Origin of the sequence: Hoeflea sp. 108, assembly GCF_000372965.1 — a bacterium.
Lineage (GTDB): Bacteria > Pseudomonadota > Alphaproteobacteria > Rhizobiales > Rhizobiaceae > Aminobacter.
Window position 1 is genome coordinate 1 of the sequence record NZ_KB890028.1, and the last position, 21,308, is coordinate 21,308.

Here is a 21,308-nt window from a genome sequence, read left to right on the forward strand (position 1 = left end):
GACCCGCAGTCCCGATTTGCTTCACGATTTTCGCGTCAGCGAACGCTGCACCAACATCGCGATAATGACGATTGCTCCCTGGATCGCGCCGAGCAGATACTCGCTGACGTAGCTCGTAAGCAGCATGATGTTGCCGATGATTTCCAGGATGAAGGCGCCGGCCACGGTGCCCCAGATCCGACCTACGCCGCCGCGCAAGGCGGTGCCTCCGACCACGACCGCTGTGATCGCGTTCAGTTCCCACATCGTGCCTGTCGTGGCCGTGGTGGAGGAAAGGCGCGGAATATAGATGAGGCAGGCACCCGCCACGCACAGCCCCTGGATCAGGTAAGTCATGGTGCGTACGCGCGCGACCGAGATGCCCGAATAGCGCGCGACGTCCTCATTCGAGCCGACCGCGATCACATGCCGGCCAAACGAGGTGCGGTACAGAATGAACGCCGCGATCGCTGCCGTGATGAAGATTGCAAGTACGGGGTAAGGAATGCCGAAAAGATTGCCGAAATAGACCGGGCGATAGACCGCCTGCACCTCCGGATTGCGCAGCGTGATCGCGCCGCCTTGCGAAAGCCAAGTGGTCAGGCCGCGATAGATGCCCATCATGCCAAGTGTGGCGATGAAGGGCTCGATCTTGCCCAGGGTTATGACCAGTCCATTGGTCAGCCCACAGGCCATGCCGATTGCCAGCATAAGTGCCGCGCCGGGCGAGATTCGAACCTGCTATCTGTCTCGAACGCAAACGCATGTCAGCTTTCCTTGTTCGCTCCCGGAGGGCAGACCGTCTGTTTGCGGCCCCTCGACGGACAATTCCGATCGGTGCCGCAGCTTGCAGCGACCCAAAAAGAAGCAGCGCATAAATGGAAGATATCGGCACGTCTGAAAAGACGACAATGCCGGGTCGATGGTTGCGGCCGATCTTGGCCTTGGCGTCTCTACCGCGACCGGGGAACGCGCATGACACAAGTGAGACATCATAAGAACGGAAATTGGTTAGCCCGTCATCTCCAATATATGCTCCTATATGACTATAGGCGATATATAAGCGTATATGGCGAAAGGTGATATATGAACGCATATTGACAGGCGTCATATACGAACCTATATTGACCATATTCTGCATCGCGTGAGCGCCATGAAGATCAGAACAGCTCGTGACATTGGTATCCTGATAAAGGAGGCTCGCACCCGGCAAGGCCTGTCACAGGCTGCCTTGGCCAGGATGATCAATACCACGCAGACGTGGATTTCGTGGGTCGAGAATGGCAAGCCGAGCGCCGAGATCGGCAACGTACTGCTGGCGCTGACTACACTTGGCGTGGAGCTGGACTTTCAGATCCCGTCGGCGCCGACGTCGGCTGCTGGTCATCATCAAAATGCCGATGAACCGCATGTCGATGATGACGACCTCGAGCCGCCCTACAAGCTCTGAGCGACGATGATCATGGTGAACCCGATCGACGTCCTCGACGTCTACATCGCCGGCAGACCGGTTGGCGAGCTCCACCACCTGCAGAGCGGCAAGCTTTCATTCTCCTATCATGAGGCATGGATGGAAGGCCGAGTGGCGATCCCGCTCTCCCTGTCCATGCCCACCATCACGAGGACCTACGCGGGCAAGGTCATTGAGGCATTCCTCTGGGGCCTGCTGCCAGATAATGAGCAGACCCTCTCCAGATGGGCGCAAAGGTTCCAGGTCTCCGCCCGAAACCCCTTTGCCCTGCTCAAGAATGTGGGCCGCGACTGCGCCGGCGCCGTCCAGTTCCTTCCGCATGGCGACCCGCTTACCCGCGGCGAGGACGTGGTGTTGCTTAGCGAAGCGCAGATCGGCGAACGCCTGCGCGACCTGCGCAGGGACGGTGCAGCGACCCGGCGCATCGGCGATCCAGGTCAGTTCAGCCTCGCTGGAGCACAGGCAAAAACGGCCTTCCACTACGACAAGGACAATAATCGCTGGGGGATACCTCTTGGCGACACGCCCACCACCCACATCTTCAAGCCGCCTATGCCGCACTTGCACGGGCATACCGAGAACGAACATTTCTGCTTGCAGCTCGCAAACAAGCTCGGCATGGACGCTGCACACAGTCAGGTTCGCGACTTCGCAGGCGAAAAGGCGATCGTTGTCGAGCGTTACGACCGCCGCAACATCGACGGTAAGACCATTCGCATCCATCAGGAAGACATGTGCCAGGCCCTGTCGGTGATGCCGACGCTCAAATACGAGAACCAGGGTGGGCCGGGTGTCACGACTATCTCCAACAAGGTGATTTCGGCCTCACTGAACCCTGTCGGTGACCGTCAGACCTTTATGGCGGCGAACGTTTTCAACTGGATCATCACGGGCACGGACGCACACGCAAAGAACTACTCGATGCTGCTTGGTGCTCAGGGCGAGGCCCGCCTTGCTCCACTTTACGACATCTCCTCCATTCTCCCGCACCTTGGCGAAGGAGAAGTCCAGGCTGAGATGCGCGACCTCAAGCTGGCTATGAAGATCGACAGAACCTACCTTATTGACGAAATCATGCCGCGCCACTGGGAGCGCTGTGCGTCCTCGGCAAAGGTCAACGGCGAGTACACGATGCAGACAATCCGCCACCAGCTGGCGGTGACGCCCGATTTGTCATCGGACTGCGCCCAAGAGCTGCGCAAGGAGGGGATCATGCATGAGGTCGTCGATCGTCTCGTCGACGCGATCGCGACGCGCATCAAGAGTTTGTCCCGGATCTATGGAGAGGAGGCCGCCGCCGAGCCTGTGGAAGTGAGAGCAGGGCGGTGACAGCGGATCCAGGCACGGGGGCAGGTAAAACAGCTACCCCGCTCTCGGTATTGAGAGCCCCGCCCTGCCCAAGGGATTTTCGCTCAGACGGCCCGGGCCTGCCAACTGGCCGACAACAGAGGCAAGTGGGAAAGCAACTTGGATAGAAGCTGAAGGTGCTTCCTTCTATGCCTGATTTCATCGCGGACAGGCAGGCGGGTGAAGCGATGGAATACGGTCGTTGTGAGTACTTTCGCCGTCCAAGGCTCAAGGCATTGCGCACTCGCCTTATTGTCCGCTTCCGCACCCAGCCGAGCGAAACCGACAGCTCTGCAGCCGGCCCCGGCAGGGCCGATCGTGTGATGGCGCCCGAACGTTGATAAACTGCAGCGATTGGACTGTATCCCCAGCAATACGGGAACACATTCGCCTCGCCATACCAAGATACATAGCCGTCGGCTTGCGTAACAAAGCTGGCCGGCGCCAAGACCGCGCCGGCAAATTTGACCGTTCGTCGGAGGTGATCTGTCCCGGTTCCCGCTCACGCGGCGCTATGCTGAACCTCCTTAGGTCACCTTGTTGACCGATCGAGCCGGACGCGAATTTGCTTCGACATCGTCCCGGCATGTCCGTCTGGCGGACGTGCCGATGTCTGCGCTTTATGCGCTGCTCTTTTTCAGGGTTATCGAACGACCGCGACGTTTTCGAAATGTTTGCCTTGCCCTAGGGCAAGCACAGATCTGCAGGAGTAACTCGCGTCCGCCCTTCTGGCATAGACACGTCGGCCACGGAATTAACCGCCTTCCTCCGGCTCGAGCAATTCTCGCCGACGCCGCATGGCGGCCCTGCATATGAAGGCAGCACAAGAATAGTGGTTGTGACCATAGGACAACAGCCCCGTCATTGTTGGCAGACACCGCAGCGCGCCGCCCAAGCCCGACGGTGATCGGCGCAAATAGGATTCCCACACTGACCAGGCACTTCAGCGGAGCCCACCTGTCGAAGGTTGAATTCTGTTGGTCAGTTATGAATCGTGTGCCGGATCAGCAATGCGGTTTCCGGCTCCCGCGTATAAGGCTGACTTCGCAACTGCCTGGCGGCAAGCGTGTCATCTGCCGAACCTAGGTGTGGCGAGGTCTTCGAGTGGCAGGGCGGTCCTGTACTTGACCTGTTTGAGGGCAAAGCTCGACCGGATATTGGCTGCCGAAGCGGCTTCAGGGCTCAAGAGTTTCATGGACGCGAAGGTCGTGCCGTCAGTCGCCTATACCGATCCGGAGATTGCCTGGGTCGGTGTGACCGAGGATGCGGCCTGGGCCGCGGGTCGCATGGTTGAGATTGGCAAGTTCCCGTGGGCTGCATCCGGTCGGGCCATCGCCAACGGTGCCGATTACGGCCTGACCAAGCTGGTGTTCGACAAGGAGACGCATCGCATCATCGGCGGCGCAATCGTCGGCCCGTCCGCCGGCGACATGATCGGCGAGATCTGCCTGGCGATCGAGATCGGAGCGGATGCGGTCGATATCGGCAAGACCATCCATCCGCATCCTACACTCGTCGAGACTATCGGGATGGCCGCCGAAGCTGCCGAGGGCGTTTGCACCGACCTGCCGTCCATGACAAAAAAAGCCCGCCGAGCGAGCTGATCCGGCGCCGATGTCCGGCCTGGGCTGCGAGCCTCGGCGCGCCTGGAGAGTGAGAGCATGAATCGGGGTTCCATGACAGGTTGAGTGTCGAGAGAGAGGCTCTCGGCGCCTGTCATGGAGTTTGCCTCATGGACATGCAGGTTCTCGACGTCTGCCGCGAAATCAGCGGCGGCTACAAGGTGGATGTCAGCCGCGGCGAGCGGATCGGCCGCGTTTCCTCGGAGTGGTTCTCGCGCCCGGATGACGAGCGTTACCTGTCTCTGTCGGAGTTGGCGGATACGGTGCGCAGTCGGTCGGAACACAGCCGGACACGCGTGGTGGAAACTGCGCTGATCCATGTCGAGGCAAGCCGGACCGAGCCCGAACGGCTGTCCCTCATCCTGCCGGGCTCTGACACGCCCGTCGTGCCAACACACTGGAGCTTCGGTCAGCTTGCCAGCCAGGTCGGCGCTCCGGCTGCCTATCTGCGCCAACTCCCGGCCGCACTGGCCGGCATCAATCTGCAATTCGGTCTGACCTCGCATCGGGCCGAGCAGATCAAGGCGCTCGAAACCGACAACGGCAGGATCGAGCTGCGCGCCGTCACCGGCCCCGACTATGGCCGGATTTACGACCACGAGTTGGTCGAGGCGGTGCAACGCATTGCGGGCAACGGCACGGGCGATACGAGATGGAAGGTGCCCGGCGTGCTCGACTGGTCGACCGGCGTTCACAATCCGCGCGTCGACATCACGAAGGACACGACGACACTCTATGCGTCCGATCGCGATGTGTTCCTCTTTCTCGTGGACGATCTGAACCCCATCGAAGCCGGCCGGCTCGCTGACGGCTCGCCCGACCTGTACTTCCGCGGCTTTTACTGCTGGAATTCCGAGGTCGGCGCCAAGACGCTCGGCATGGCCAGTTTCTATCTCCGCGCGGTCTGCCAGAACCGCAATTTGTGGGGCGTGGAAGATTTCGAGGAAATCACCATCCGCCACAGCAAATACGCGGCGTCCCGTTTCGCTCACGAAGCTGCGCCGGCGCTGCTGAATTTCGCGAACTCCTCGCCGATGCCTTTCATCAACGGCATCAAGGCCGCGCGGGAGCGGATCGTTGCGAAGTCGGACGAGGACCGCTCGGAATTCTTGCGCAAACGCGGATTTTCGAAGGCGGAGACCGGCAATATCATCGAGACGGTTCTGGCCGAAGAAGGTCGCCCGCCCGAATCGATTTTCGATTTCGTCGCGGGCATCACCGCCGTCGCCCGCGAAAAGACCAATCAGGACGCCCGGCTCGAACTGGAGGGCAAGGCCAAGAAGCTGCTCGACCGCGCCGCCTGACTTCCGTGAAGCCGGAGATCTGCTTCTCCCTGCTGTTCCGATTTCCCTATGTCCTGGCACTGCCCTCCAAGAGTGAGAGGGCAGTGCTTCGCTTCGTGACGAGTTTAGGTTCGAGAGAGAGGCTCTCGGTGCTCGTCGCGGAGTAACGAAAATGGCAACTGCCATTCAGAAGATCACGCTATCGTCGTCGCGCGACATTCCTTTTAACAAGCTGGTGCTTAGCCAGGCCAACGTCCGGCGCGTGAAGGCCGGTGTCTCGATCGAGGAGTTGGCCGAGTCGATCGCGCGGCGCGGCCTGATCCAGGGCCTTCATGTGCGACCCGTCCTCAATGGCGAGGGCCAGGAAACCGGCATGTTCGAGGTGCCCGCCGGTGGCCGCCGCTACCGCGCGCTGGAAATGCTCGCCAAGCAGAAGCGCCTCAACAAGGCCACACCGGTCCCCTGCGTCGTATCTGCCGCCAATGCCACTATCCTGATTGACGAGGTTTCGCTGGCCGAAAATATCGAGCGCGCGCCGCTTCATCCACTCGACCAGTATCGCGCCTTCCAGGCCATGCGCGACAAGGGCATGACCGAGGAAGACATCGCTGCGGCATTCTTTGTTGACGTCAATATCGTCAAGCAGCGGCTGCGCCTCGCGTCGGTCTCGCCGGCGCTGCTCGACATCTATGCCGAGGACGGCATGGAGCTGAAGCACCTCATGGCCTTCACCGTCTCGCACGACCATGCCCGCCAGGAGCAGGTCTGGGAGCAAATCCGCAATAGCTGGCAGAAGGAGCCGTACCACATCCGCCGCATGCTGACCGAGACGACGGTGCGCGCCTCCGACAAGCGGGTCGTCTTCGTCGGTATCGACGTCTACGAGGCGGCCGGTGGCATCGTGATGCGCGACCTTTTCGAATCCGACGACGGCGGCTGGCTTCAGGATGTCGGGCTTCTGGATCGCCTTGTTTCCGAGAAGCTCACGACCATCGCCGACGAGATCGCGACCCACGGCTGGAAATGGGTCGAGGCTGCCATCAGCATTCCCTACGGCGTCACCCATGGAATGCGTGCGATCAAGGGCGTTCCGCTCGACATCACGGAGGAAGACCTGGTCGCGCGAGATGCTCTGCAGGAGGAACTCGACCGCCTGACCGCCGAATACGAGGAGGCCGATGAGCTTCCAGACGAAGTGGATGCCCGCCTGGGCGAGATCGAGGCGTCGATCAATGCGATCGACAACCGTCCAGTCGGCTATGATCTGGATGAGATCGCCATCGCTGGCGTCTTCGTCAGCATCGATGCCGAAGGATCACTCTTTGTCGATCGTGGCTATGTCCGTTCCGAGGACGAGCCAGTCAAGCTTGCTGATGAAACGGCGCAGGAGGACGACGTCGATCCTGAAACCGGCGAGATCCGCCCCCCTGCAATCCAGCGCGCCGTCATCAGCATTGGCGGGCAGTCGGTTCAAGCTGAGGATGAGGAAGGCGACGGCATCAGGCCTTTGCCCGATCGCCTCGTCATGGAGCTGACCGCGCATCGCACGCTCGCGCTACGAGACGCCGTGGCGAACAATCCCCATGTCGCAATGACTGCTCTTCTGCACAAACTGGTGACGGATGCCTTCCTGCATCACGCCGCGGCAGGTTGCCTGGACGCCAACGTCCGTCACATCTTCTTCCCAGCGCAGGCGGACGAGCTGAAGGATAGCTCGTCCGCGAAATCCGTCACTGACCGGCACCAGCGATGGAGCGATCATATCCCGGCCGATGACGAAGGGCTGTGGGATTGGCTCACCGAACTCGATGACGGCGTCCGAATGGATCTGCTGGCGCATTGCGTCAGCTACGGCGTCAATTCGCTCTACGAAAAGGTGAACCCCTACGGCGGCTCGGGCGTGAGCGAGCATGGCCTGAAGGTGCGCCTGACACAGGCCGGCCGCCTCGCCAGGGCAACCGGCATGAACATGGTGGAAGCCGGCTGGCGTCCGACAGTCGGCAACTATCTCGGCCGCGTCACCAAGGCCCGCATCCTTGAGGCCGTCCGCGAAGGCGCCGGCGAACAGGCCGCCCAGCTCATCGACCATATGAAGAAGGGCGACATGGCCAAGGAAGCGGAACGCCTGCTGGCCGACACCGGTTGGCTGCCGGAGCCGCTGCGCGCGATCGAGCCCGAGGCAGAGGCGGCTTCGCTAGAACGAGCCGACGAAAATCTGCCTGCATTCCTCGCTGGCGACGACGCAATCGTCGAACCGAAAGACAAGCACTTCGCGATGATCGCTGCAGAGTAGCGTGTCGATGCGGAGCGGTTCCGGCCGTCCTGCTCATTTCCCAGCCCGTCCAGCGTACCCGGGCCGTCTTCAAAGCGCCCCGCCTCACGGCCGGGCGCTTTTTTCATTGCCGCCTTCGAGAGTGCGAGGTCCGCCGGGACGAGATGAGTTCGGGCGGTTTGAGAGAGAGCGCCGGCCGAGCTTGTCCGTTACCGCTCTCCCGAGGATCTTCCTATGACTGTCTTGTTGCCCGTGGCCGTACCGGCCGTGCCCCTGGCGCTCGCGCCTGCCATCCTCTCGGCTGCCCACATTGTGCTCGGCCGTCTCGAACGCGGCGAGCGCGTTGAGGCTTCCATCTTGCGCGCTGCGATGGAGACCGCATTCGGTGCCTCCGACGTCAGCGGAGCCTGGGACTGGAAAACCGCCTACGAGGCCTGCGAAGCCGCCACCGTCCTGTTCCTACGGAAATACGGACGTGCGCTCTTCCGCAAATCCGTGTCACCGACAGCCCGGCTCTCCATCCTGTCGAAAATCACCGGGCTCCTGCCGACCCACACTCGCCGCTCGGAAGAAAGCCAGGCGCTTCAGCAATTCTCGACGCCGGTCCCCCTTGGCCTTGCAGTGATGACAGCCGCGGCGATCACGCCTGATGACATCGTGCTGGAGCCTTCAGCAGGCACCGGCCTGCTCGCCATCCTGGCATCGATGGCGGGCGGTTCACTGATCCTCAACGAACTGGCCGATCTTCGCGCTGACCTCCTCTCATCCCTCTTTCCGACCCTTGCCGTGACACGCTTCGACGCCGCGCAGATCGACAATCATCTCGATCGTGCAGCCATTCCGTCCATCGTGCTGATGAACCCGCCGTTCTCGGCGATGGCCAGCGTCTCAGGGCGCGTCGCCGACGCCGGATTTCGCCATATCGCATCGGCGCTGAACCGCCTTGCTCCCGGCGGCCGTCTCGTGGCGATCACCGGCGCCAATGTCGGACCGGGCCTACCGGATTGGCACGACGCCTTCGTGCGCTTGCAGGAGCGCGGCAAGGTCGTCTTCTCGGCCGCGATCGCCGACGCGGTCTACGCCAAGCACGGCACGACGTTTCCCACCCGACTGACCGTCATCGACAAGCTGCCGGCTGGCGATCCCGCCAGCTTTCCGATCTCGTCCGGCATTGCGCCCGATGTCGCCACGCTGCTCGGCTGGATCGAACGGGACGTACCGGCTCGGGCGCCTGTCGCCACGCCGTCGGTGTCCACGACGGTCCCGACCGCGCCTCCGAAATCCGTGCGCGGCTATCTTGCCCGCGCCGCGACGTCACGTTCGGCGGCGCCGACCGGCACCGACCCCGATGGTGTTCAGCTTGACTACGAGACCGTGGACTGGACGCCGGCCGAGAGCACCCACCTTACCGACGCGATCTACGAAGAATACGGATTGCAGTCGATCCGCATTCCCGGCGCGCAGGCCCACCCGACCAAGCTCGTCCAATCTGCCGCCATGGCGAGCATCGCGCCGCCGAAGCCGAGCTATCGGCCGACCCTGCCGACGAATATCCGCAACCTGCTATCCGACGCCCAGCTTGAGACGGTGATTTATTCCGGCGAGGCACATAGCGATTACCTCGCCGGATCGTGGACGGCCGACGAGACCTTCGATGTCGTGAAGGCCGCCCCCGCGGACGCGCCCGACAGCGTTCGCTTCCGCCGTGGTTTCATGCTCGGCGACGGCACCGGCACAGGCAAAGGCCGCCAGTCGGCCGGCATTATCCTCGACAATTGGCTCCAGGGTCGCCGCAAAGCGGTCTGGATCAGCAAGTCCGACAAGCTGATCGAGGATGCGCAACGTGATTGGTCCGCACTCGGCATGGAGCGCCTGCTGGTCACGCCGCTGTCGCGCTTCGCGCAGGGCAAGCCCATCGCGCTGTCAGAAGCCGTCCTATTCGCAACCTATGCCATGCTGCGTTCCGACGACCGCGGCGAGAAGGTTTCGCGCGTGCGCCAGATCGTCGAATGGTTGGGATCCGATTTCGACGGAGTAATCATTTTCGACGAGAGCCACGCGATGCAGAACGCCGGCGGCGGCAAGGGAGAACGGGGCGACGTCGCCCCCTCTCAGCAAGGTCGCGCCGGCCTGCGCCTTCAGCACGCCCTGCCGAACGCGCGCATCGTCTATGTCTCCGCCACCGGCGCGACCACCGTCCATAATCTCGCCTATGCCCAGCGGCTCGGCCTCTGGGGCGGCGATGACTTCCCGTTCGCCACGCGCGCGGAATTCGTCGGGGCGATTGAAGCCGGTGGTGTCGCGGCGATGGAAGTGCTGGCCCGCGACCTGCGTTCGCTCGGGCTCTACACCGCCCGCTCGCTCTCCTACGCGGGCGTGGAATACGAGCCGGTCGAACACCAGCTCACCGATGAGCAGCGCCGCATCTATGACGCCTATGCCGGCGCCTTCGCAATCATCCACAATCACCTCGACGCGGCGATGGAGGCGGCCAACATCACCGGCTCGACCGGCACGTTGAACAGTCAGGCGAAGTCCGCCGCTCGCTCGGCCTTCGAATCCACGAAACAGCGCTTCTTCGGGCATCTGCTGACCTCGATGAAGACGCCGACCCTGATCGGCTCCATCGAGCACGATCTTGCGGCGGGCCATACCGCCGTCGTGCAGATCGTGTCGACCGGTGAAGCTTTGATGGAACGACGCCTCGCCGAGATTCCGACCGAGGAATGGGACGACGTGCGCGTCGACATCACGCCGCGCGAATACGTCCTCGACTATCTCGCCCATTCCTTCCCGGTACAGCTCTACGAGCCGTTCACCGATGGCGAGGGCAATCTGTCGTCTCGCCCGGTCTATCGCGATGGCCAGCCCGTAGAGAGCCGCGAAGCCATTGCTCGGCGTGACGAGCTGACGGAGCGCCTCGCATCGCTTTCTCCCGTGCCGGGGGCACTCGACCAGATCGTCCAGCGTTTCGGCACCGACATGGTGGCCGAGGTGACAGGCCGCTCGCGGCGGATCGTCCGCAAGGGCGATCGGCTGTCCGTCGAGAACCGCGCGCCATCGGCGAACCTCGCCGAAACAGCCGCTTTCATGGATGGCCTGAAGCACGTGCTGGTGTTCAGTGACGCCGGCGGCACCGGCCGCAGCTACCATGCGGAGCTGTCGGCGAAGAACCAGCGTCTGCGCGTGCATTACCTGCTCGAGCCGGGCTGGAAGGCGGACGCGGCGATCCAGGGGCTCGGCCGCACGAACCGGACGAACCAGGCGCAGCCGCCGCTCTTCCGACCGATCGCGACCGACGTGAAAGCTGAAAAACGCTTCCTCAGCACGATCGCGCGCCGGCTCGACACGCTCGGCGCCATCACGCGCGGGCAGCGCCAGACCGGCGGCCAGGGCTTGTTCCGGCCCGAGGACAATCTGGAATCCTGCTACGCCCGCGACGCGCTGCGCCAGCTCCACCTCCTGATCGTGCGCGGCAAGATCGAGGGCTGCTCGCTCCATCGCTTCGAAACCGCCACGGGCCTGAAGCTGATGGACGACAACGGCATCAAGGACGAACTGCCGCCGATCACTACGTTCCTCAACCGGCTCCTTGCACTCACGATCGAGCTGCAGGGCATTCTCTTCACCGCCTTCGAACAGCTGCTCGATGCGAAGGTGTCCGGCGCGATCGCCAGCGGTGTCTACGACATCGGCCTCGAAACGCTGAGGGCGGAGAGCTTCGTCGTCACCGATCGCGCGACGATCTACACCCATCCGGCATCGGGCGCGCACACCCGGCTGCTGACCATCACCCAGCGGATCCGCAATCGTCCATTGTCGCTCGACGACGCACTCGGCTGGCTTGATGATCGTAGTGCCAAACTGCTGGTGAACGAACGATCCGGGCGAGCCGCCTTGCAGATTCCTGCACCGTCGCTCATGCTCGACGATGGCGAGATCGAACGCCGCGTTCGGCTGATGCGCCCGATGGAACATCTCCATGCTTCGTTCAAGTCGATGGCGGAAAGCCATTGGCAGGAGGCCGATCGCAGCACCTTCGCCGCCGCCTGGTCCCGCGAACTCGGCGATGTGCCCGCTTCCAGCGAGAGCACCATCCACATCGTCGCTGGATTGCTGCTGCCGGTGTGGAAGCGTCTGCCGAACGAGTCGACCCGCGTCTATCGGCTCCAGACCGACGATGGCGAGCGCATTATCGGTCGTCGCGTCTCTCCGGCCTGGGCCGCCAACGCGACATCTACCGGCACGACCGTCCTATCGGCCGACGACGCCTATGCCGCCCTGATCGACGGGCGGACGATCCTCGACCTTGCGGAAGGGCTTCAGCTTCGTCGCGTGCGCGTCATGGGCGCTAATCGCATCGAGCTATCCGGCTTCACGGAAGCCATGCGCGACCGCCTTCGCGCCTATGGTCTCTTCACCGAGATCATCTCCTGGTCGCTGCGGTTCTTCGTACCGATCGACAGCACGGGGCCGACCGTGCTCGCCAAGCTTGTTCGACACCTATCCGGTGGCTCGCATCGGCGAGCGGGAGGCAGCGTAATGGCCCGCCGCCACGCTTCCGATCTCGCATCCCGTCTGGGCCGTCAGGCCGAGGCGGTGTGCAAACGCTATCTCGGCGCCGGCCGCCGACAGGGCAGCTATTGGCAGGTTGGCGATGTTCGCAACACGCCGGGCCAGTCCATGTTCGTGCGCCTGAAGGACACCGCCAAAGGTCCGGCCGGTAAATGGACCGACGCTGCAACTGGCGAGCATGGCGATCTGCTCGACGTGATCCGTGAATCGCTGGGCCTCGTCGACTTCGCCGACGTCGCGGAAGAGGCCCACATCTTCCTCAGCATGCCGCCCGATCATGAATCAGAGCCGAAACAACACGCGCGCACGCCAGCGTCATCGGGATCTGCCGAGGCTGCACGCCGGCTCATCGCCATGTGTCAGCCGCTCGGCGGCACACTCGTAGAAGCGTATTTGCGCGGACGCGGCATTACGGCTTTGCATGTATGCGGAAGCTTGCGTTTCCATTCCCGATGCTACTATCGGCCCGACGAGCACAGCCCGACCGAGACCTGGCCGGCCATGGTCGCCGCCGTCACCGATCTCACCGACAAGATCACCGGAGCACATCGGACCTGGCTCGCGCCCGATGGTTCCGGCAAGGCGCCGATCGACATCCAGCGTAAGGCAATGGGCGACCTTCTTGGGCATGCGGTCCGCTTCGGGCTTCCAGGCAACGTTCTGGCAGCCGGTGAAGGCATCGAAAGCGTGCTATCGGTGCGAGATGTCATGCCCGGCATGTCGGCGGCGGCGGCACTTTCCGCGGCGCACCTCGCTGCCATCCAGTTCCACGATGCACTGCGCCGGCTCTATGTCCTCCGCGACAATGATCTCGCGGGGGATGGTGCGTGGCACACGCTGCTCGAACGGGCCAACGCGGTCGGGGTCGAGGCGATTGCCCTGTCGCCCATGCTTGAGGACTTCAACGAGGATCTCCGCACCTACGGCCGTGACGCGCTGATGGCGCATCTCCGGGTGCAGCTCGCACCACAGGACGTCGCCCGCTTCATGCTCGTGGCGGCATAAATCGGCGGCTGAACGGCGGCGGCGCGCGGCCGCCATCATGCTCGCATGGATGCCCGGCCCCTTGGAGAGGGCCGCACCTCGGCCTTCGGGAGGGCGATCGGCCCACATGCGGTTCGGACAGGCAATGTCTGCGGCCGACTATTTTCCGGCGCTGCCCCGAGGGGCAGTTTTCCATCGCGAAGCAAAATAGCCGGCCTCCGGCATCCTCCGCGTTGCTCCGGCCCGGCGCCTGGCGCCGGGTGCAGGTCCGCTCCGCCCGTGGGCTCCGTCGCCATGAAGGCCGCGACGGTCGCGGTCCAGCCAAAGGAACGTTCCATGACCGAGCACGACGACTACGAACCCCACCACGATTCGTCACCCACCGACCACATCCTCAACGAACTCCAGCTCCACGGCTACCGCCCTTTCGCCGACGAGGTGGACCAGCGTCTCCTGCCAGACGGCAATCACGTCGCGGGCGCGATCGCCGACATCTTCGACGCCCTGATCTCGACACTTGAGGACACCCGCCTCGAACCCGACCTCGACGATCTCCTGTGGTCGACCGTCAACGTCTTCCACCGCGCCACCGAACGGATCGCGCGCGAACTCGACGACAACGAACAGGCGCAGAAGCGCTCGCAGCGGCAACAGGACGGCAGCGAGGTGAAGTCGGCCGACCTCGAGCGCCAGATCGCCGAGGGCAAGACACTCATCGAACGGCAGAACGCTTTCGAGCTGATGCGCGACCAGGCCGCCGAGCACTACGAACGCCAGATCGGCAAGCCATGGCTCCCCCGCACGGGCTCAAAGGTCAACCATCGCAACCTGACCTCCGCGATCATCGACAGTCGCGACTTCCTCATGGCCAAAAAACGCGCAGAGCAGGAGGTCCTTCTCCCTCCCGGTCCGAAGATCGTCGTCACCGGCGGACTGGACTTCAATGACCACCGGCTGATTTGGACCAGGCTCGACCAGGTCCACGAAAAGCACCCCGACATGGTGCTGATACATGGCAAGTCCTCAAAGGGCGCCGAAAAGATTGCCTCGCTCTGGGCAAGAAATCGCAATGTCCCGCAGATCGCCTTCGCACCCGACTGGACGAAGCATGGCCGCGCCGCACCCTTCAAACGCAATGACGAGATGCTCGACATCGTGCCGAAGGGCGTGATGCACTTTCCCGGCACGGGCATCAACGACAACCTCGCCGACAAGGCCAAGAAGCTCGGCATCCCGGTCTGGAAGTTCGGCGGCGCGTGAGCGCCGCCTTCAGCCCAAAAGCAGCTGAGGCTGCGTGGGCAGAACGATCCACTCGACGATATTGCCCGGTCCGATTGTGAACCCGCGCTTCCGCAGCGCAGCAGCATCATCATCATCGCTCAGCTTGCATATCGTTCCGTGGCTTGCGGAATCGTCAAAATTGACCACTCCGATCTCATCGCCCTTGCGCCCATAGACGTGCGCGTGCGTCTGCCCAGCCCCATGGGTCGGCTGATCTATCCGTATGCTATTGTCGAAGCGACCCTTGACCCATTTCCCTTCGTCAAGCCGCTCGAACCCTGTGCCATCGTCGGACACAAGGATCTTGCTCAACGTCACCAGGCTCGAAAACTCGCTTAACCTCAAGCATCACCCCCGCTTCTGGGCGGATACAGCCCGCCTGCTACGCACTTATTGGTCAGACGGCGAATGCCCGTGCGGCCCTGAAACCGATGAAGACAATAGAGTCGGGGAATCGTGGTCGCCAGCCCCATGGCAAAAGACCCCCCCGCTTATCTGCGCTGATCCTTGGTCCAGCCGATGGCCTGACGCCATCAACCCGCAAGGGGTCGGACTACGCAAAGCGTGCCGCCGCGCCGGCTTCGCCCGCGCGGTGATTGCGGCCACCGGCCAGACACATCGGGCGCCTGTCAGCGGGGGATGGTCCTCCGCCCAACAGGAGCCGGTTCCATGTCCTTCACCGATGCACACGCCTTCGCCTTCAGCCTCGCCGCCACCCTGATGGTCGCCATCGTGATCTTCCGCGCCGGCGACGGAACGCTGGGCGTTTATCTGAACAGTCAAGCTGTCTCACTGGCATTTCGCTGAGCTCGCCGGCTCCCGGAACAGCGTCTCGATCAGCGGACATTCCCGCCGATTGCCTTCTGTGCATTGGGCCACCACGTCCTTCAGCACTCGCTCCATGCGTTTCAGGTCGGCGATCTTTTCACGCACGTCGTCGAGATGCGCGGCGGCAACGGCGCTTGCCTCGGCGCAGGGCTGGTCGCGCTCGTCGACGAGGCGCAGCAGTTCACGGACTTCATCGAGGGAGAAGCCGAGCTCGCGCGCCCGCAAGACGAAGCGAAGCCGTCGCTCGTGGGTGCTGTCGTAGCTGCGATAGCCGCTCGCCGTGCGCGGCGGCTCCGGCAGGAGGCCGACCTTCTCGTAATAGCGGACCGTCTCCAGATTGCACCCTGTGCGCTGTGCGAGTTCGGCGCGCTTGAGGCCTTTCACGCCAGCGTGATCGCGCATCCAAAAATACCCCTTGACCCTGTAGTTGCTACAGACCGCACATTAGCGCCTGGATAGGTTTTCGACAAGAAGAGCGAGGTCGAACATGAATGCATCCCGACACGGACCAGCAGACGTTGCACCGACTGCGGCAAACCTGACGACGCCAGAGCGAAGCGAGGCCGGGCGACAGCGCCTGGTCGCCGTCGGCGGCATACTCGGCGCCATCGCCGCCTCGTCCTGTTGCATCATTCCGCTCGTCCTGTTCAGCCTCGGCATCGGCGGCGCCTGGATCGGCAATCTGACGGCGCTTGCGCCCTACAAGCCACTGTTTGTCGCCGCAACGGCGGGCATGCTCGGCTACGGCTTCTACCTTGTCTACTGGAAGCCGCGACAGGCCTGTGCCGATGGGGCTGCCTGCACGCGCGCCGTCCCCAGCCGCCTCGTTCAGATCGCGCTCTGGTTCGCGACCGTACTCGTCGCCGCTGCTTTCGCCTTCGACTACGTCGCGCCGCTGCTGCTTTCCGCCTGACACCAAGAGGAGACTACCCCATGAGGAAGAGTTTGAGCGCTTTCACTTTGATCGCGTCGGTGATGACTGCGCCTGCCGCCTTCGCCGCCGAACGCACTGTGACGTTTGCCGTCGACAACATGACCTGCGCCTCGTGCCCCTACATCGTGAAGACCACGATGGCGGCAATCCCCGGTGTCGCGAAGGTGACCGTCTCCTTCGAGGCGAAGTCCGCGACCGTGACCTTCGACGACGCTAAGACGAGCACCGATGCCATCGCAGCCGCCAGCATGAATGCTGGTTATCCGGCCCACCCGACGCAGCAAGGCAGCTAGATGACTGATCGCGCCGTAATCCGCGCAGGTGCCGTTGGCGCCGTCCTCGCCGCGATCTGCTGCGCGGCGCCGCTCCTCGCCGTCGGCCTGTCTCTGGCGGGTCTTGGCACGTGGCTGACAGGTGTGGGTGCAGTGGTGCTTCCCCTGATCGTCGCGGGCTTCGGCTTCGGCGCGTGGGGGCCCCATCATCGCCGGGCAAGAGCCACGGCCTATGAGACGAAGATTCGCAAGGAAGGCGTGAAGCCATGAACGATTGCTGTGCAACCTCCTCCCGGGACAACCCGGCCGTTTCTCAGCCCGCGACACTGGCGAGCTTTGCCGTTCGACCGGGCGTAACGTTTCCGGATTGGTCGGCGGTCACGTCGCCTGTGGTCAAGAACGCTCTGCAGGCGATGGTCGGGTCCGACCACGTGCTCAATCGCTGGAGCGGTTACGATCCCGCCACCGACAGGGTGCGTGTTGCGTTGCTCCGACTCTACGCCGACCACGGGGGTGCCCCGACCATAAGCGCGCTTGCGGAGCGTACAAAACTCAGTGAGATGGTCATCCGGCCACTGCTCGACGAGCTCCGCCGGCGCGACCTCGTCGTTCTCGATGGCGAGCTGATCGTCGGCGCCTATCCGTTCAGCGATCATAACACCGGCCATCGGGTCACTCTGGACGGACGCACGCTGAATGCAATGTGCGCGGTCGACGCGCTGGGCATCGGTGCCATGACCGATCGCGACACCGCGATCGCCTCGCCCTGCGGCCATTGCGGCGCACTGATCCGGATCACCACGCAGGACCGAGGGCGGGCACTCGCCGACGTCGAGCCACAGTCGGCCGTCATGTGGCAGAGCGTCCGTTATGAAGGCGGCTGCGCCGCGAGCTCGCTCTGCGCGACGACCGCTTTTTTCTGCTCGGACGAGCATCTTTCCGCCTGGCGCGACGAACGTTCCACCGACGAGCCAGGTTTCCGGCTGTCGATCGAGGAAGGACTGGAAGCCGGCCGTGCTCTGTTCGGGCCGAGCCTCGCTGGTCTCGATGTGGCGTCGAAGAGCCTGGTGGTCGCCAACCGACCCTTGCGCACAAACGGTCGCAATGGAGGCGCTTACGATCTCGTCGTCATCGGCGCCGGCTCGGCCGGCTTCTCGGCCTCGATCACGGCCGCCGATCAGGGCGCACAGGTGGCGCTCATCGGCAGTGGCACCATCGGCGGCACCTGCGTCAATGTCGGCTGCGTGCCGTCGAAGACCCTGATCCGCGCGGCCGAGACGCTTCATAACGCTCGCGTGGCGGCACGTTTTGCCGGCATTACTGCTGAAGCCGAACTGACAGACTGGCGCGGAACCGTTCGTCAGAAGGACACGCTCGTGTCTGGGCTGCGCCAGGCCAAATACGCGGACCTGCTCCCCGCGTACAATGGTATCGCCTATCGCGACGGGCCGGCTCGCCTCCTCGACGGCGGTGTCGAAGTTGACGGCGCGCGTATTGCCGCTGGCAAGATCATTATCGCAACCGGCGCGCGGCCGGCAGTTCCTGCTATTCCTGGCCTCGAGACCGTACCGTATCTCACCAGTACGACGGCGCTCGACCTCGAGGAACTGCCGCGATCGCTGCTGGTGATCGGCGGCGGTTATATCGGCGCGGAGCTCGCCCAGATGTTCGCCCGTGCCGGCGTCAAGGTGACCCTCGTCTGCCGGTCCCGACTGCTCCCCGAGGCCGAGCCCGAGATCGGCGCGGCGCTCACGGGGTATTTCGAGGATGAAGGCATCACCGTTATCTCCGGCATCGCTTACCGCGCGATCCGCAAAACCGAGGGCCGAGCGTCACTGACCGTCACGCGTGACGGTCACGATGTCCAGATCGACGCCGATCAGGTGCTGATCACCACGGGCCGCACGCCCAACATCGAAGGCCTTGGGCTGGCCGAGCACGGGATCACCGTCTCGGCGAAGGGCGGCATCGTGGTCGACGACCGCATGCGCACGACCAAGGCTGGCGTCTATGCCGCCGGCGACGTCACCGGCCGCGACCAGTTCGTCTACATGGCCGCCTATGGCGCCAAGCTCGCCGCCAAGAACGCCCTCAATGGCGACAGCCTGCGCTACGATAACAGCGCCATGCCCGCTATCGTCTTCACCGATCCGCAGGTCGCAAGCGTAGGTCTCACCGAGGCGGCGGCGCGTGCGGCCGGGCATGAGATCCGCGTTTCGACGATCGGTCTCGATCAGGTGCCGCGCGCACTCGCCGCCCGCGACACTCGTGGGCTTATCAAGCTCGTGGCCGATGCTGCTGGCGGTCGTTTGCTCGGCGCCCACATCCTCGCGCCGGAAGGTGCCGACAGCATTCAGACCGCGGCTCTCGCGATCCGCCAGGGTCTCACCGTCGATGACCTCGCGGACACGATCTTTCCTTACCTCACCACGGTCGAGGGGCTGAAGCTCGCAGCACTTTCGTTCGGCAAGGACATCGCCAAACTCTCCTGCTGCGCCGGGTGAGCACAATCGGCGTCAAGGGCGTTTCCTGCCGATGATCGGTATGACGTCGGCGGTGCGGTTATCGCGCCGCCGTTCCATAAGCTGGCACAGCGCGCGGACTTGACGATGCTGGGCGAGCACGGTTTCGACGGCGCGCCGCTCCTGTTCGGCCCGGGCCGTCCCCGCCGGCCGATCCGTCGCGTTGCGCCGGGCTCTCGACTCGGCAACTGCATGGCGGAAGGCTTCCAGCACCTCGGAAGCGCGGTTCGCGGTCGCGCGACTGACACCTGCCTCGATGGCCAGATTCACAACCGTCAGCCTGCCATCAGCCACGCGGGGGCACCCATAAAGGAGGCGCGCCATCGCCTCACGAAGCGCCTGTTCCGTGGCTGCACTGACCGGCTTCATGATGTGCGTTCCTTCAACGGCGCGATGAGCCTGCGTTTTCTGTCGTTGTCCAGGCGCAGCGCTTCGCGTTGCAGCGGGGAGAGACGCTTGTCGGCGAGAAGATCCTCCGCCTGTGCAATGGAGGCTTCCCATGGCGGGAGATGTCGCTCGACGAGGCAGGCGTTGGGACATCGGTCGGGCGCGCATCGCGACAGGACCGGCACCGAGGCTGAAGGTTTCTCAGACTCCCGCAGGCAGAGCGCCGTCAATGGGTCGAAGAAGCAGTCGTTCAGATATCCGACATGCAGCGTGCGCGCCAGATGCGCCAGCATCGCCTTCAGGCGCTTGCGATCGGCCAGTTGCCCCGGAAGCGGGCCGAGTTCGCGGCCGACCCGCTCCAGTTCCACGCCGACGCGCTTACCGGCGGGTCCGCCTGGACCGTGACCGCGTCGATGGTTTTCGAAGTAGTCGATGATGTCGTCGAGTTGTCCGAGCGCCAGTTCCTGTTCGACCTCCTGCCTGAAGCCGGATGCGGACGAGCCGGCATAGCCGTTGAACATGGCCACGGAGGCGTGCTTGTACTGGATTTTGCCGGCGACAACCCCGAAGGGCCGGTTCGCGATGTACCAGGCCAGCGTTCGCCTGAACTGACGGGTGTTGAAGCGCCAGACGTCTTCTCCCACTCGGGGGATCACAGGACTATCGTCCGCGCCATATCGCTCATCGAGATGTTCTCGGAATTGGTTGATCTTCTTGGCGATGAGTATCGGCGTCTCGGCATTGTTCGTCTCGCGGTCGTCAAGGGCAAGCCATAGCCGCTCTGTCCCCGCATTCCGGCGGAATCGTTCCGAAAGACGCTCGGCAACCCGGATCGCCTGGACGGCGGCCTCGATGGTGATCCATTCGACCTGTTCGCCGCGAGCGCCGCGATCCTTCCAGGTCACGCCCTCGATCGCCAGCCTTTCTGTTCGCCCGTCCCGGTCGAGATTCCGTTTCAGGCAGCCGGATCGCAGCGACTGCACCTCACCGTCGCGCATGCCCGTCAGATAGCAACACACGATATAGGCGGCCGTCTGCAGGTGCCGTTCTTCCCGCGCCAGGCTGATGGCATCGAAGCGCTCCCGCCACGGTCGCCCCGTGTCGGGATCCGGGGGGATCGGCGTGTCCATCCCGCCCACCTCGAACCCAAGCTCGTCGACAGCATCATGAACCATCGACAACAGGGCCGGATCTTTGTGGACGGTGGTGAGATGCAGCCCGCATTGCATCGTCAGGAGCTTCAGATTGATGACCTCGCCATCAAACCTGCCGCCCCGCGACAATCTGCCGGTCAGCCCCCCGATCGAAAGAGGTCTTTCCCAGACAGGAATGCCTCTTCCTTCCTCGCGACGCTTGTCGATCCAGGAGGCCAGCATTACCGCGGGCCGCGTGTGGCGGGCGCGCGAGCGTGCTGCGAACCGGCTGTTCAGTGCATCGGCTTCAGCCCGGGCAGTGAAGATGTCGTCGCAGAGGTGCTCGACATATTTCAAGGCCCATCGCAGCATTGCGCCGATGACCGGCTCCGGGATGCGCGCGGTCCGGTTTTCCGAA

15 protein-coding genes and 3 pseudogenes are annotated in these 21,308 nt (G+C 63.5%); 13 read left to right on the plus strand and 5 right to left on the minus strand.

What is annotated here, in order from left to right:
• Positions 1 to 21: 21 nt before the first annotated feature.
• Positions 22 to 696 (minus strand): annotated as a pseudogene (locus B015_RS32040) (ABC transporter permease); the annotation flags it as partial.
• Between the two features lie 436 nt (positions 697 to 1,132).
• Here B015_RS32040 and B015_RS32045 point away from each other — a divergent pair.
• The 8 genes and pseudogenes from B015_RS32045 (at position 1,133) to B015_RS0130040 (ending at position 14,793) form a co-directional block, all read left to right on the plus strand.
• Complete coding sequence (locus tag B015_RS32045; protein WP_040457500.1) at positions 1,133 to 1,429, plus strand: helix-turn-helix transcriptional regulator; 297 nt, start codon at positions 1,133 to 1,135, stop codon at positions 1,427 to 1,429.
• Positions 1,430 to 1,435: 6 nt separating this feature from the next.
• Entirely contained in the window at positions 1,436 to 2,779 is a 1,344-nt protein-coding gene (locus tag B015_RS32050) for a type II toxin-antitoxin system HipA family toxin (protein WP_018431461.1), read from the plus strand.
• A 1,175-nt stretch (positions 2,780 to 3,954) separates the two neighbouring features.
• A pseudogene (locus tag B015_RS0130015) lies at positions 3,955 to 4,401 on the plus strand (dihydrolipoyl dehydrogenase); the annotation flags it as partial.
• Between the two features lie 128 nt (positions 4,402 to 4,529).
• On the plus strand, positions 4,530 to 5,723 hold the full coding sequence (locus B015_RS0130020) for a hypothetical protein (protein WP_018431463.1): 1,194 nt from the start codon (positions 4,530 to 4,532) through the stop codon (positions 5,721 to 5,723).
• Positions 5,724 to 5,874: 151 nt separating this feature from the next.
• Positions 5,875 to 7,995: a ParB/RepB/Spo0J family partition protein gene (locus B015_RS0130025; RefSeq protein WP_018431465.1), complete on the plus strand. Its 2,121-nt coding sequence runs from the start codon at positions 5,875 to 5,877 to the stop codon at positions 7,993 to 7,995.
• Between the two features lie 213 nt (positions 7,996 to 8,208).
• Positions 8,209 to 12,517, plus strand: a pseudogene (locus tag B015_RS32055) (strawberry notch family protein).
• A gap of 641 nt (positions 12,518 to 13,158) precedes the next feature.
• Positions 13,159 to 13,554 carry a toprim domain-containing protein gene (locus B015_RS34035; RefSeq protein WP_280658067.1) on the plus strand — a complete coding sequence of 132 codons (396 nt, stop codon included), beginning with the start codon at positions 13,159 to 13,161 and terminating at the stop codon, positions 13,552 to 13,554.
• Between the two features lie 315 nt (positions 13,555 to 13,869).
• Positions 13,870 to 14,793 (plus strand): DUF2493 domain-containing protein, encoded by a 924-nt coding sequence (locus tag B015_RS0130040; protein WP_026227917.1) that lies wholly within the window; start codon positions 13,870 to 13,872, stop codon positions 14,791 to 14,793.
• Between the two features lie 9 nt (positions 14,794 to 14,802).
• Here the strand turns inward: B015_RS0130040 and B015_RS0130045 are convergent, their stop codons facing one another.
• Positions 14,803 to 15,126, minus strand: coding sequence for a hypothetical protein (locus B015_RS0130045; protein ID WP_026227918.1), 324 nt, complete (start codon positions 15,124 to 15,126; stop codon positions 14,803 to 14,805).
• 357 nt (positions 15,127 to 15,483) lie between these two features.
• On the opposite strand from B015_RS0130045, the gene B015_RS33720 reads away from it, so the two are divergent.
• Positions 15,484 to 15,621: a hypothetical protein gene (locus B015_RS33720; protein WP_198292934.1), complete on the plus strand. Its 138-nt coding sequence runs from the start codon at positions 15,484 to 15,486 to the stop codon at positions 15,619 to 15,621.
• On the opposite strand, the gene B015_RS0130055 is transcribed toward B015_RS33720, so the two are convergent.
• Complete coding sequence (locus tag B015_RS0130055) at positions 15,604 to 16,044, minus strand: helix-turn-helix domain-containing protein (protein ID WP_012092599.1); 441 nt, start codon at positions 16,042 to 16,044, stop codon at positions 15,604 to 15,606. The genes B015_RS33720 and B015_RS0130055 overlap by 18 nt on opposite strands.
• Positions 16,045 to 16,129: 85 nt before the next feature.
• Here B015_RS0130055 and B015_RS0130060 point away from each other — a divergent pair, with 85 nt between their 5' ends.
• The 4 genes from B015_RS0130060 to merBA are packed head-to-tail and all read left to right on the plus strand — an operon-like array spanning position 16,130 to position 19,352.
• Positions 16,130 to 16,555, plus strand: coding sequence for a mercuric transporter MerT family protein (locus tag B015_RS0130060; protein ID WP_012092600.1), 426 nt, complete (start codon positions 16,130 to 16,132; stop codon positions 16,553 to 16,555).
• Positions 16,556 to 16,575: 20 nt separating this feature from the next.
• Positions 16,576 to 16,869 (plus strand): cation transporter, encoded by a 294-nt coding sequence (locus tag B015_RS0130065; protein WP_012092601.1) that lies wholly within the window; start codon positions 16,576 to 16,578, stop codon positions 16,867 to 16,869.
• A complete protein-coding gene (locus B015_RS0130070) occupies positions 16,870 to 17,118 on the plus strand; it encodes a hypothetical protein (RefSeq protein ID WP_012092602.1) in 249 nt (82 codons plus the stop codon).
• A complete protein-coding gene (gene merBA / locus B015_RS0130075) occupies positions 17,115 to 19,352 on the plus strand; it encodes a bifunctional organomercurial lyase/mercury(II) reductase MerBA (RefSeq protein WP_012092603.1) in 2,238 nt (745 codons plus the stop codon). Before B015_RS0130070 ends, merBA begins: the two co-directional genes overlap by 4 nt.
• Positions 19,353 to 19,364: 12 nt before the next feature.
• On the opposite strand, the gene B015_RS0130080 is transcribed toward merBA, so the two are convergent.
• Together B015_RS0130080 and B015_RS0130085 are read right to left on the minus strand one after the other, a co-directional pair.
• The gene (locus B015_RS0130080) at positions 19,365 to 19,739 is read right to left on the minus strand and encodes a hypothetical protein (RefSeq protein WP_012092604.1); all 375 of its coding nucleotides are present in this window, start codon (positions 19,737 to 19,739) and stop codon (positions 19,365 to 19,367) included.
• Positions 19,736 to 21,308, minus strand: a 1,573-nt coding sequence (locus B015_RS0130085; RefSeq protein ID WP_018431469.1) for a hypothetical protein, incomplete at its 5' end; no start/stop codon positions are given. The genes B015_RS0130080 and B015_RS0130085, both read right to left, overlap by 4 nt.